We start from the raw sequence: 12,879 nt of genomic DNA, 5'->3' as shown, positions 1-12,879 counted from the left end.
TATAGAATCGCTTTTTAGCCATATTGTTATGTATCATTTCACATACAGGAAATACACACGTTATATCGTTTGTACGTATTTACAGAATAAATAGTTGCAAAATTCTTACTTGCATATCTGAACCAGATATGTTACATTTAACTCATCAAGCATATATATTTCTTTATCTGCAATTCAAGCAATCTTATATTCTAATTATTAATCTGAGAAATCTTATGCTTATCCAACTTGGCAATACAAAAGGGCAGGAGATTCTCAGAAAAGCCAGATTCTCCTGTCAGAAAGGGGAGAATTATGGGGAATTTAATGAGGGTGCGGAGAAATCACAAGGACACGCTGTTCCGGATGCTGTTCAGCACAAGGGAGAATCTGCTGAGTCTGTACAATGCAGTGAATCATTCGCATTATACAGATCCGAAAGAATTGGAGATTGTGACGCTGAAAAATGCTGTATATATGAATATGAAAAACGATCAGGCATTTTTGCTGGATATGCAGTTAAACTTATATGAACATCAATCGACATGGAATCCGAATATGCCACTGCGTTTTCTGTTCTATGTGGCAAAAGAGTACCAGATGCTGGTCCGGAACCAGACCTTGTACGCATCGGCATTGGTGGAACTGCCGACACCGCATTTTGTAGTATTCTACAATGGAGAAAAAGAGCGGGAGGCGGAGGGGCTGCTTAAATTGTCACATTCGTTCATGCAGAAGACAGAACATCCTGAGCTGGAATTGCTTGTGAAGGTTTTAAATATCAATTTGGATAAAAATCTGGAGATCCTGGAAACCTGCCGGTTGTTGAAAGAGTATATGCTGTTGGTTCATAAAATACGGCAGTATGCGATTGAATACAAAGATATCAATCAAGCGGTTGAAAAGGCTGTAACGGAATGTATCGATGAAAATATATTGGCAGAGTTTCTGAGGAAGAATCGAGCGGAGGCGATAGAGGTGTGTATTTTTGAGTATGACGAGAAGAGGGAAACGGAATTGATACGGAAGGCGGAGTTTGCAGAAGGGGAGAAGGTTGGTGAGGCTAAAATACTTTTAAACCTGATTGAAAAAGGCATACTAACAAAGGAACAAGCCCTTGAACAATTTGGTGGTACTTATGAGGACTTGGAAAAAGCAGCTTTATCCGTAACACTGGTTTAAAATTTTCTCCCAAATTCAAGAAAAAACCGTTGACAGATCCATATTCCGATGCTAGAATATCTAAGTGTGCCGCACAGCGAGGCTAAAAGTGCGCAAGCCGCCATAGCTGGCGAGTAATGATAATAGGAGGTGCCATCAGATGTACGCGATTATTGCAACAGGTGGTAAGCAGTATAAGGTTGCCGAGGGCGATGTAATCAAAGTTGAGAGACTCGGTGCTGCTGCAGGTGAAGCTGTTACTTTCGATCAGGTTCTGGCTGTTAATAACGGTGAGATGAAGATCGGATGCCCGACTGTAGAGGGTGCTACTGTATCCGCAACAGTTGTTAAAGAAGGCAAAGGCAAAAAAGTTATCGTTTACAAGTATAAGAGAAAAACTGGCTACCATAAGAAAAATGGTCACAGACAGCTCTTTACAGAAGTTAAGATCGAAAAGATCAACGCTTAATTGAAATGATTCAAGTAGACGTATACTCCGATTCCAAAGGATGTACCACGGGAGTGGAAGTAAAGGGACATGCTGGATATGATGAGTACGGCAAAGATATTGTCTGTGCGGCTGTATCTGTTCTGACTGTCAATATGGCTAATTCGGTGGAGAAATTTACCGATGACGGTTTTAAGGGTAGTGTGAATGAAAAGACAGGTCAGTTTATTTTTCATTTTACCGGTACTGTAAGTGCGGAATCAAAACTCCTAATGGATTCGCTGATACTTGGACTTACCGATATCGCGGAGAGTTATGGAGATAAATACATTAAAATTCGATTCAGGGAGGTGTAACGCATGTTTAAAATGAACCTTCAGTTATTCGCTCATAAAAAAGGTGTTGGTTCCACAAAGAACGGTCGTGATTCTGAGTCCAAGAGACTTGGTGCGAAGAGAGCAGACGGACAGTTCGTATTAGCTGGCAACATTCTTTACAGACAGCGCGGAACCAAGATTCATCCAGGTGTGAACGTAGGACGCGGTGGAGATGATACATTATTCGCTATGGTTGACGGCGTCGTAAAGTTTGAAAGAAAGGGCAGAGACAAAAAGCAGGTTTCTGTTTACCCGAGAACAATTAACGAATAATTATAAAGAAGCTCCATACAATTCGTATGGAGCTTCTTTCAGATCAGAAGGAGGTATTTATGTTTGCCGACAGTGCAAAAATTTATATCAGATCCGGAAAAGGCGGCGACGGTCATGTCAGCTTCCGCCGGGAACTTTTCGTAGCTGCTGGCGGTCCGGACGGCGGCGATGGCGGTCGCGGCGGCGATGTCATTTTTGAAGTGGACGACGGACTGAATACCCTGACCGATTTCCGTCATGTCCGCAAATATGTGGCTGGCGACGGAGAGCAGGGCGGAAAGCGCCGCTGTCACGGAGCAGACGGCGAGGATCTGATTGTCAAGGTTCCGGAAGGAACCGTTATCAAGGATTTTGAATCCGGTAAGGTAATCGCGGATATGTCCGGCGAGAACCGCCGAGAAGTGATTTTAAAAGGTGGCAAGGGCGGTCTTGGAAATATGCACTTTGCGACCTCGACGATGCAGGTTCCGAAGTATGCACAGCCGGGACAGCCGGCACAGGAACTCTGGGTACAGCTGGAATTAAAGGTAATCGCAGATGTTGGTCTGGTTGGTTTCCCGAACGTCGGTAAATCGACCTTGCTTTCACGCGTTTCCAATGCACGTCCGAAGATTGCCAATTACCATTTCACGACGCTGAACCCGCATCTTGGCGTGGTTGATCTGCAGGATGGACAAGGCTTTGTCATGGCAGATATTCCGGGGCTCATCGAGGGTGCTTCCCAGGGAATCGGTCTGGGACATGATTTCCTGCGCCATATCGAGAGAACCAAGGTTCTCGTTCATGTTGTGGATGCGGCATCCGTCGAGGGACGTGATCCAGTTGAAGATATCCGTACCATCAATGCGGAGTTAAAAGCATATAATCCGTCGCTTTTAGAGCGTCCGCAGGTGATTGCTGCCAACAAGGTAGATTCGATTTACAATACCGGCGAAGAGGACTGGGAAGACCCGGTAGAGCGCTTAAAACGCGAATTTGAGCCGGAAGGCATCCAGGTATTTGCCATTTCTGCAGTTACCGGACAGGGTGTAAAAGAGCTCCTTTACCATGTAAATGATCTGCTGAAAACGGTTGACCGCAAGCCAGTTATTTTCGAAAAAGAATTTGAGTACCAGTATCAGGGCGAGAATCTTCCATATACCGTGGAACGCAATGAAGATGGTATTTATGTGGTAGAAGGACCGAAGATCGAGAAGATGCTTGGTTACACAAACCTTGATTCTGAGAAGGGCTTCCAGTTCTTCCAGAAATTCTTAAAGGACAGCGGTATTCTGGCTGAGCTGGAAGAGGCTGGCATCGAAGAGGGCGATACAGTTCGTATGTATGGTCTTGAATTTGATTACTATAAATAATTGACATTTACAATATTTCAAACTCAGAAATCCACACTGGATCTGAGTTTGAATTTTAACAGGAGATAGATTTTATGACAAGCAAACAGAGAGCTTATTTAAAAGGTCTCGCGATGACCATGGATCCGATCTTCCAGATCGGCAAATCCAGCCTGACGCCAGAACTGACCGCTGCTGTGGCAGAGGCGCTGGAGGCCCGCGAGTTAATTAAACTGAATATTCTGAAGAACTGCGTCGATGACGGCAATGAGCTGGCAGCCGTTCTGGCTGAGCGTACCCACGCACAGGTAGTACAGGTAATCGGCAAGAAAATTGTTCTTTATAAAGAGGCAAAGGACGAGAAGAAACGTAAGATCGTTCTGCCAAAATAAAGGGGCTGCATTCTGCGAATGAATCTCTGACAGAAAGGATACGGATGACGATGAAAAAGATCGGTATTATGGGGGGAACATTTGACCCGATCCATAATGGACATATCATGTTGGGAAGACAGGCGTATGAAGAATATGATCTTGACTGCATCTGGTATATGCCCTCCAGGATCCCGCCGCATAAAAAGGATCATACGATCACAGCGGCAAAGGACCGTTTGGCAATGACTGCAGCTGCGATCGCGCCGTATCCTTATTTTAAGCTGTCTGATTTTGAACTCCGCAGAATCGGCGGAAATACCTACACAGCAGACACGCTTCGCTTATTGAAAGAAGAATATCCGGATGTTGAATTTTTCTTTATCGCGGGCGCAGACTCAATTATGGACATTGAAAAATGGTATCATCCCGAATATGTTCTTCCAGCCGTCACATTTTTGGCGGCAGCAAGAGAGCATGAGGAGGCGGATCGTTCGCTGGATGAGCAGATTTCCTATTTAAACCAGAAATATCAGGCGCATATTCTGCGTCTTCACTGCCGTGAAATGGATGTCGCTTCGGCGGAGATCCGCGCGGCTTTCCGGGCAGGACACGCAGCAGACGTTCGTTCACTGGTGCCGAAGGAAGTCTGTCAATATATCGAACAGCACGGCTTGTATCAGGAGGTAAATGTGTAATGGACGAAAGAATTACAGAGATACGGAAGCATTTGAAAAAGAAATTGAACCCGATGCGCTATGAACATACGCTGGGTGTTTCATACACATGCATGGCTCTGGCAATGCGTTACAGTGCCAATCTGGATCAGGCGGAGATGGCTGGACTTCTCCACGACTGTGCAAAGCGCTACGATGATGCGACTATCATCTGCAAATGCCAGGAGCATGGCATTGAACTGACTGAAGGTGAACTGCGGGCTCCGGCTGTGATTCATGCAAAATTAGGCGCATGGATGGCAGAACACAAGTATGGTATTACCGATCCAGAGGTCTTATCTGCAATCGCCTGCCATACGACCGGAAAACCGGCGATGTCCCTGTTAGACAAGATCCTGTACGTAGCCGATTACATCGAACCGCGCCGTGATAAGGCGCCAAATCTGCCGAAGCTCCGCCGTCTTGCATTTGAAGATCTGGACGAAGCGCTGTATCAGATTCTGGACAGCACCCGCAATTATTTAAAGGAAACGGGCACGGCAGAGGATGATACAACCGAACAGACCTGGGAATACTATCATGAACGTCATGTTCATCAATAGACACATTAACAGGATTTAAATAAAATAATGAGGAGGATAATCCCCGTGGAAGCAAAAGAGCTGACCAAACTTGCCGTAAAGGCGCTGGAAGATAAAAAAGGCGAAGATATTCGCGTCATTGATATTCATGGAGTATCTGTACTGGCTGATTACTTTGTCATCGCAGACGGAAGCAACGCCAGCCAGGTAAAGGCAATGGCAGATAATGTAGAGGAAGAACTCGGCAAAGCCGGTCATGAGTGCCGTCAGATCGAGGGCTATCAGACTGCCGGATGGATCCTGATGGATTACGGCGATCTGATCGTACACATTTTCTCCCGCGATGACAGACTGTTTTATGATCTGGAGCGCATCTGGAGAGATGGAAAAGTAGTTGAGAATGTGGAGGAATTGTAATAGATTTTTGTTTAATTCCTTTTATATCACGAACATGCTTTTTATATCGCGAACAAGAGGTTCGGAAAGTGTAAATTTTTCCTTTCATATTGCGAACAAGCAGTTAAAAATATAATCTTATGTTTTACAAACTATCGTGAACAAGCGTATCAAATCAAATATCTGTAATTTACGCGAGATCGCGAACAAGACAGTCTGAAACCACAACAGCGTTTTCCTTTTATATCCTGAATATAGGGTTGGAAAACGCTGTTTTTTATTCCTTTTATATCGTGAATATATGGTAAAAGTGTTTTCCTTTTATTTTGTGAACAAAGAAATAAGTGAAAATGCACATTTTCCTTTCATATCACGAATATCAGAATCGGAAAGCGCTAAGGTTATTCCTTTTATTTCGTAAACAGGCTTTCCGTTTGTATCGCGAACATGATAATGAGAGAAATGCCAGTTTTAAGCCATTTACAGGTAAATGTGATAACGAAAATCCCGTTTCAGATTTTCCAGTTACGGGATTTTGAAAACCTTTGTTTAGGAAATAAAAGGAAAAAACGCAAGATCATCATGGGTTCCGGTAAAATCAAATTCCTGCACCGTGCAATCAGTTGTATTTGGCGTTTCGTTTTGTCCCATAGTCGTACTCCTTGCAAAAGAATGTTTTGTAGTTCTTTAGACCAATATATCATCCTCCATGGAATGGGAAAACCATTTTCGATTGACAAAGATTGACAAAATTCGACAAAGAAGATACCTTTATGTCAGAAGATGATGAGAAAATACGAGCGAGACAAAGAAATATCTCTGAATCCCGCAAAGAAAAAGAGTTTGCTATGGTTTGAATTTTCTTCCTGTAAAAAATGTCTGACAGGAAATCGTATTAATATAAGAAGATATCTATTCCAGATAAGCACGGAGAGCTTTAGTGAGTCTATTCTGTTCATCGGAAGGAAGACTGCGAATGGCTTCCGACAGTTCATTCATCTGCTTCCGTAGATTTGGTTACAACGTCCGAGAGGAGAGAGTCGGCGGAGACATCCAGGGCATTTGCGATGGCGACGAAGTTATCAAGCCGCATGGTCTTTAAACCACGTTCAATGACGCTGATATGTGTCGTGCTGAGATCGACGATGGCTGCCAGATTTTCCTGTGTCAGATTTTTTGCTTCCCGAGCTTCTTTGATACGCAGTCCAACCGCTTTCAGATCCATTTGCAAACCCTCCTTTGGAACGATACTTAGTTCTAAAGGTATTATATTGATTGAACTGAATAACATACAGAATCTAAGGAACAATGTATAGTTCTTTAGAACGAAAATATATTTATAAAATGTATTTAATGGTATGCCGTCATGTGTTTGGCATCAATGAAAGAAGGTAAAGAAATGATTTCATTAGGAGAACGATATCTTTTCCATGTGCATACGTTACGATGTGGACATGCAGAAATGGTATCTGATGAAGAATATATCAAAAAGGCGATTAGTCTTGGAGCGACGGATCTCTGGTTTACGGATCACGCTCCGTTCCCCGACAATCCGTTTGGCGGTCGGATGAAGTATGAGGAGCTGTCGGAATACATATCCACTCTTAAAAATCTGAAAGAGCAGTATCAGAGGCAGATTAAAATTCATATCGGACTGGAGATTGAGTATTTTTCTGGATACGATCGGAGCGGATATTATCAAGAACTTTCCAACAATCCGGATTTGGAAATCTTATTGCTCGGTCAGCATATGGCAGAAGACCCGGAAGACAGAGAGCATTATACTTTCGAATGGCCGAAAGAACGATTGCTGGAAGATATGAATACACAGCTCTTGGCGATGCGATGATCGCGGGAATGAAAACAGGTTGTTTCAAGAGCGTTGCTCATCCAGACCGGATTTTCAGAAGACAGAAAATCTGGACTCTGGAAATGGAAGCGGTTGCGATACGGGTTATCGATACGGCTGTGCAATACGGATTGCCTCTGGAAAAGAATTGTTCCTCCATGCGACACAAACATCATTATTGGGAAGAGTTCTGGAAGATAGCCGAAGAGAAAGGGGCAGAGACGGTTATTGGATTAGATGCTCACAAATTGAAACGGCTGGAACTGCCAGACTGCCAATGAAAAGTCAATCGGGAGTTTACGGGCTTTTGCGGATTCCCAAAAGATATTTCAAACGAAGTAATAGATGTGAAGAGTCTGTTTTATTGGACAGCATTTGTGTTATGATAAAGGTACAAAGAAAAACAAATCAGTAATCTTTAAGTAGGGTGTCGGCATCAAGTGGAAGGATTTTAACGGTGACGGAAAAATTGATGCAACTGAAAGATTCTTATGGGATGAATTAATGTGTACCAGCAAAGAGGAACACGAGGCTCTTTTTGGAGATGCCGGTGATTTTGACGAGGATGATGAGGAAGAGGATGAATGCTCAGATCAGCTGACATTCATCCTTCTTTGAAAATGAGAACCAAATTCCGTAGTTATGAAAAATTGTTCTCTGTCGAGAGATACTGTACAGGGACTTCGATTCCAGCCAAACATGCAGAATTCTTGGAAAGTCTGGATCGTCAAAATAAAGGTCACATCCCTATTCTCCGTTGTTCATGCTCATCTTCATTTAGAAATTCCTTTCAATATTGGTAATAGTTCTATCATAACGGAAGCAACGGTGTACAAGGGGTACAAACAAGATTAAAAAGAAAAGATAGATTTGAAAGTAAGTAGAGTGGGATAATCCAGAAGTTAGAGCTTAGATTTTCCACTCTACTTGAACGTGGTCGCTAGTTGCGCTGATTGAAATAATCAGGCCGTCAACGGCTTTCCTTTTGTCGTCAAATTCAATGCTGTCCCAATGGTCGAGGTAATAAGAGAGTTCCTGCTCCTTTTGGGGTGACATTGTTTCAATGGACATTTCCGCAATCTCCTTTGAAATGGTCTGGCGGCGAGTGTCCAGTTCTTCAATTTTTTTGTTAGCATAGGCAAGAAGTGTTGCGTTGGCTCCGGTTAGCGTATCAAGTAGTTTTTCAATCTCGGCTTCAACTTGCGCCAGTTCAATTTGATGGGCGGTCAGTTTGGGATTGACTTTTTCCTCCCGGCTATGGCGGACTTGAAAATTTTTAAATCTCGCCCGCATAGCACTGAAAATAAATTCCTCAAATTCAGATTTACGGATTTTACCACAGCCCGGGCAGCCTTTATTTTCAGTCCGTTTACTACAGCGAAAATAGCCTTCGCTGTTCGGAACGTGTGTTGCCTTTAAGGCATATCCGCAACACCCGCATTTAACTTTTCCGGCAAGCCATGTATTTTTCGGCTTACGTCCTTGTTGAAAACTCTTATTTGTCATTAGCTTCTTCCTGCATTTCAGCCATACATCAGACGGTATGAGCGCTTCATGTGGAGCGATTACAAGTATCTGGTCTTTCAGGCTCCTGTCTTTATCCTCCTTCACGTCCCGGCCCTGATAGAGATAACAGCCATTGGTTCCGGCAAAATCGGAAGCGTCATTGACAATAGCCGCCCCCTGGCTTTTAAAAAATTCGTAGAGTTCTAAATCTGCTTGTGCGTAAACAGGATTTCTTAAAAGCTGTGAAATAAAGGTACGGAATAGCGATTTACCGTAAACTTTGATGTTCTGTTCCTCAAAGTACCGTGTAATGTCACCAAAAGACGTTTCCGGCTCGGAATACATTTCAAACATGAGCTTTACATATTGGGAAGTTTCGGGGTCTGCCACCATCTTTTTTGTGCGGATACCTTCAACCACTGTCGGCTCCAACTGATAACCATAGGGGGCCTGTCCGCTCATGTGAAAACCTTTCAGGCACCGGGAGTAGTAAGCGTCCGTGACGCGTTTCTGGATTGTCTCACGTTCAAGCTGTGCGAATACGATACAAATATTCAGCATGGCCCGCCCCATTGGGGTTGAGGTGTCGAACTTTTCTGTGGACGAAACAAACTCCACGTCATATTCCTGGAACAGCTCCATCATGTTTGCAAAGTCCAGAATGGAACGGCTGATTCTGTCCAGCTTATAAACGATTACCCGCCGCACCCGGCCCTTTCGGATTTCTCCTAACAGCTTTTGAAACTCCGGCCTGTCCGTATTCTTCCCGGAATAGCCTTTATCCTTGAATACTTTACAGCTTCCGCCTTTCAGCTCATACTTACAAAAATCAATCTGGCTTTCAATGCTGATACTGTCCTTACGGTCTACCGACTGTCTCGCGTATATACAATCTTCTCTGATAATGTCCATATTGGGCTCCTTCCGTATGGAATGGAGCTACCAACCTTACAATTATATTATACCATAGGCAGCCCCGGACAACAATGTTGCGGTTGATTAGTAAAATCTGTCCGTGTATTTACTGAACACATCATATAAGTGATTTTCGATTTCTCTTTTTCGCTTGTTCTTTTCATCCGGGGATAGTACCGGAATTAGATTTTCCAATACGATAAGTTTCCCTTGAAAATATACGGATTGTTTTTCGCTTTGGTATGTAACAGATTGAACCATCGAAAACCTCCACTTTTCAGTACGGATGAACAGCGGCCAGCTTCCCTCTTGTCTGCTGGGGAAACCTAAAAAAGCGGCTCCCTGGAAGGAACTGCCCTTTGAGCTTTCCCCAGCCTCGGGCCACGTTGGCCCGAAGCTAATAATCGCCGTTATAATATTTCTGTTCAGCCTCGTTGAGTGTGTATAAGTCAAACACTCCATAAAGCTGATTTACTACACGGCTAATATCTTTATGGGTGAATCCACAGTCCTGCATGGCCATAATCACATAGCCCCGGCAGGCGTCATTACTCCATATATTCAGCGTTAATTCTGGACTAGATATATTTTCCTTCATAAAATTCTCCTGTTCATAGAAAAATATGGGGCCCAGCCAGAACGGTTGCCCTATCATCAGACAGTAATAGAGGAAGGGCCCCACAGGTTAGAAAGTTTTTTCAGATAGACCGGACGGACAGTTGGCTTTTTGTCCCATAGCATTTCAGCTCTCCCCATTCTGATGGCAAGGCGATCTCATTACCTGCGACGGCTCACGGTTCGCAACACCGCTGCACGCTCGGATTGTGACTAATCGCAAGTATCCGGGTTTTGTGTTTTGTCCGGCAGACCTGCCACAGTCTGCCTACGGCATGGGCCTGGTCGCTCTCTCTAGTGTAAAAATAGAGGTCATGGCGGGCCTGTCACTGGACACAAGCACCCTTCGTATCCGTCTATCTTTTATTCAGTTTTCAATCTGCGTGAGGCGTGTCCCGCTTCGGGCCAATGTGGCCCGAGGCTTTGACTGCCTCTCATAAGCCATTTCATTTTTGAGGCGAAATCGGTACACCTTATAAAAATTTTTTTAAAATTTTTTCCAAGTTCCGAAGGCCGCGCTCAATGGCGAGCCGCACGACCTTTTCATCCACACCCTCGGCCCGGGCAATGTCTTGTTTCGTCAAGCCGAGAATGAAATGAGCGTAAATGCGCTTTGCCTGTTTGTCGGGCAGTCGTGAGATGGCGGTATAGAGTTCTTGTATCGTCACTTTACGCTCATACAGTTCATAGGGAGAGAACGCAACGAAAAGCGCCTCATGCTCAATTCCATCATTCCGATCCAGGGAGTAATAGGCTTTGTGCCGGTATGTACGCAGACGGTAAGCGGCTTCCTTCCGGTCAAACTCCTTGAACATTTCAACAACATCTTCTGGTACTTCCATAAAGTAGTCTGACGTATAAAAAGGGTAATAGTCCCGTAAATTTATAATAGCCATATTGAACCTCCGCTTTGTTTTGTGATGGATGGACAACAAAACAGAAGCGGCGGGGAGCGTATATGTAGGCTGAAATTTCTGAAATTTTCAAAAAATAACAGTGAAAAATCTATAAAATAGTAAAGATGGCTACTCGTTCTAAAAAAGCCTCGACAGCTTATCTCAAGACTGGCTCTGTTTCGATAGCAAATCCTGAAATAAGGTGTCGAACATAAAAAAAGCTCAAACAAATAACAGCTTGTTTGAGCCTTAAAAAAGTTTAAATTGGAATAAAACTCCTCCCATCTAGGAGGAGGTAAAGCAAAAGGGGCGTTGCTTCATCTATTTTTTCTCAATAATCTAACTCATGTTATTAGCAACCTCCGCGTAAAAATCTCGTAGTTCTTTTATTATCATATAATGTATTTTTTGACAAAATTTGTCGTAGATAGGAGGCAAAAATAAAAAAATAGAGTAGAGGATATGTTAATGGTTAACGTACCTCTACTCTATCTAATTGTTACTAAAAATTTTCTTTTAAAAAGGTTGTTACAAAACAGACTCAATTTACTATATATAGTATATGTCAATTATTAAATCTACCATATACAGAACATTACTTTTCTCTTTGCAACAACCCTTTTAAATTGTATAATTGCTTTCACTTAATCAGCATTATTTTTTATCTGATTGAATAGCCATCCTATAATTCGAGCTATACAGTATAAAACACCAAGTCCAAGGACGGAGCATACAACTAGAAAAAATATAGACATTGCCGACATATTTACATCAACACCTTTTTGAATAGGACTCTACTTATATTATTCTTAATTTAATACGGTAGAAACTTCTCCATTAAAAACTTCCGTTCTTAAAGCGAAAGAAAGTGTTCCTACTCCGCCGACTACATTTGCTCTCATAGAGCCAGTCACTTCGGCCGCTTTGCTTGAGGTAGATGTTGCACGGCCAATGGCTAAACTTTCATCTTCAACCGTTCCGCCAACACAGTAGGTATTTAAATCACGTGCATTAGAAATTTTCCACTGGCTACCACTCTTTGATAAGTCAAATCTGTAATCCATACCTGCGACACCCCAAAATGCATCCGATTTCCACGTTCCTTCAGTAGCAGGATCACGAGTTAAAGGAGGCGTATAGCTAAGTGTCACTGTTACCGGCTGACCGTCCTTCTCGAAATGTAATGTTTCCGAATAGGGCTGGCTTTCGTCAAAATTATTCAGATCGACACTGAATGTTTGTCTCTGTTCTGGAGAATCAGCAGCAAGAGCACTAAATGCGCTACCAACTACCATGAGACTCAGCGCTACCAACAGACCCAATGCCTTTTTCAAACCTTTCTTCATAAATGACCTCCTTGAGACTTTACCATAGTAACAAACTCAGATTTTTTAGCGCCCACCATTATGTAAGGCACTATTCTCTCAAATTCTCCTCCTCTATAGCCCCAATGGTATCCCTCCCTTTACTAATCGGTTATGAGCTTTTTATAACTAACTGTAGT

Annotated in this window: 16 protein-coding genes; 11 read left to right on the top strand and 5 right to left on the bottom strand. The window is 43.1% G+C overall.

Annotated features, from left to right (window positions below; genetic code table 11):
- The first annotated feature begins 294 nt into the window (after positions 1–294).
- The 9 genes from DWX76_RS13010 to rsfS all read left to right on the top strand — a co-directional run bounded on the left by DWX76_RS13010 (position 295) and on the right by rsfS (position 5,615).
- Positions 295–1,161: a transposase gene (locus tag DWX76_RS13010; RefSeq protein WP_118570829.1), complete on the top strand. Its 867-nt coding sequence runs from the start codon at positions 295–297 to the stop codon at positions 1,159–1,161.
- A 139-nt stretch (positions 1,162–1,300) separates the two neighbouring features.
- Positions 1,301–1,609 carry a 50S ribosomal protein L21 gene (gene rplU, locus DWX76_RS13005; protein WP_106999905.1) on the top strand — a complete coding sequence of 103 codons (309 nt, stop codon included), beginning with the start codon at positions 1,301–1,303 and terminating at the stop codon, positions 1,607–1,609.
- 5 nt (positions 1,610–1,614) lie between these two features.
- Positions 1,615–1,944, top strand: a complete 330-nt coding sequence (locus DWX76_RS13000) for a ribosomal-processing cysteine protease Prp (protein ID WP_118570828.1) — start codon at positions 1,615–1,617, stop codon at positions 1,942–1,944.
- A 3-nt stretch (positions 1,945–1,947) separates the two neighbouring features.
- Positions 1,948–2,238, top strand: a complete 291-nt coding sequence (gene rpmA, locus DWX76_RS12995) for a 50S ribosomal protein L27 (protein ID WP_022359433.1) — start codon at positions 1,948–1,950, stop codon at positions 2,236–2,238.
- A gap of 59 nt (positions 2,239–2,297) precedes the next feature.
- Positions 2,298–3,590 (top strand): GTPase ObgE, encoded by a 1,293-nt coding sequence (obgE, locus tag DWX76_RS12990; RefSeq protein WP_106999904.1) that lies wholly within the window; start codon positions 2,298–2,300, stop codon positions 3,588–3,590.
- A gap of 74 nt (positions 3,591–3,664) precedes the next feature.
- Positions 3,665–3,961, top strand: a complete 297-nt coding sequence (gene yhbY / locus DWX76_RS12985; protein WP_022359431.1) for a ribosome assembly RNA-binding protein YhbY — start codon at positions 3,665–3,667, stop codon at positions 3,959–3,961.
- Positions 3,962–4,011: 50 nt separating this feature from the next.
- Positions 4,012–4,638, top strand: coding sequence for a nicotinate-nucleotide adenylyltransferase (gene nadD / locus DWX76_RS12980; protein ID WP_107000399.1), 627 nt, complete (start codon positions 4,012–4,014; stop codon positions 4,636–4,638).
- Positions 4,638–5,219, top strand: a complete 582-nt coding sequence (gene yqeK / locus DWX76_RS12975; RefSeq protein ID WP_022359429.1) for a bis(5'-nucleosyl)-tetraphosphatase (symmetrical) YqeK — start codon at positions 4,638–4,640, stop codon at positions 5,217–5,219. The genes nadD and yqeK overlap by 1 nt, the downstream gene beginning before the upstream one ends.
- 27 nt (positions 5,220–5,246) lie before the next feature.
- The gene (rsfS, locus tag DWX76_RS12970; protein WP_106999903.1) at positions 5,247–5,615 is read left to right on the top strand and encodes a ribosome silencing factor; all 369 of its coding nucleotides are present in this window, start codon (positions 5,247–5,249) and stop codon (positions 5,613–5,615) included.
- A 970-nt stretch (positions 5,616–6,585) separates the two neighbouring features.
- Here the strand turns inward: rsfS and DWX76_RS12965 are convergent.
- Positions 6,586–6,819, bottom strand: a complete 234-nt coding sequence (locus tag DWX76_RS12965; RefSeq protein ID WP_243022585.1) for a helix-turn-helix domain-containing protein — start codon at positions 6,817–6,819, stop codon at positions 6,586–6,588.
- 141 nt (positions 6,820–6,960) lie between these two features.
- On the opposite strand from DWX76_RS12965, the gene DWX76_RS12960 reads away from it, so the two are divergent.
- Positions 6,961–7,443, top strand: a complete 483-nt coding sequence (locus DWX76_RS12960; RefSeq protein ID WP_118570827.1) for a PHP domain-containing protein — start codon at positions 6,961–6,963, stop codon at positions 7,441–7,443.
- Entirely contained in the window at positions 7,440–7,724 is a 285-nt protein-coding gene (locus tag DWX76_RS12955; protein ID WP_118570826.1) for a hypothetical protein, read from the top strand. The genes DWX76_RS12960 and DWX76_RS12955 overlap by 4 nt, the downstream gene beginning before the upstream one ends.
- 628 nt (positions 7,725–8,352) lie before the next feature.
- Here the strand turns inward: DWX76_RS12955 and DWX76_RS12950 are convergent.
- From DWX76_RS12950 to DWX76_RS12935, 4 genes are all read right to left on the bottom strand, one after another.
- Complete coding sequence (locus DWX76_RS12950; RefSeq protein ID WP_107001168.1) at positions 8,353–9,861, bottom strand: recombinase family protein; 1,509 nt, start codon at positions 9,859–9,861, stop codon at positions 8,353–8,355.
- 400 nt (positions 9,862–10,261) lie between these two features.
- Positions 10,262–10,462 carry a hypothetical protein gene (locus DWX76_RS12945; protein WP_107001169.1) on the bottom strand — a complete coding sequence of 67 codons (201 nt, stop codon included), beginning with the start codon at positions 10,460–10,462 and terminating at the stop codon, positions 10,262–10,264.
- 490 nt (positions 10,463–10,952) lie between these two features.
- Complete coding sequence (locus DWX76_RS12940; RefSeq protein ID WP_107001170.1) at positions 10,953–11,375, bottom strand: RNA polymerase sigma factor; 423 nt, start codon at positions 11,373–11,375, stop codon at positions 10,953–10,955.
- A gap of 809 nt (positions 11,376–12,184) precedes the next feature.
- Positions 12,185–12,721, bottom strand: coding sequence for a hypothetical protein (locus tag DWX76_RS12935; RefSeq protein ID WP_107001171.1), 537 nt, complete (start codon positions 12,719–12,721; stop codon positions 12,185–12,187).
- Positions 12,722–12,879 lie beyond the last annotated feature (158 nt).

The organism is Clostridium sp. AF21-20LB, assembly GCF_003478795.1.
Lineage (GTDB): Bacteria > Bacillota > Clostridia > Lachnospirales > Lachnospiraceae > Otoolea > Otoolea fessa.
The sequence above is the reverse complement of the archived record's forward strand: the minus strand, read 5'-3'. Positions and strand labels throughout refer to the sequence as shown.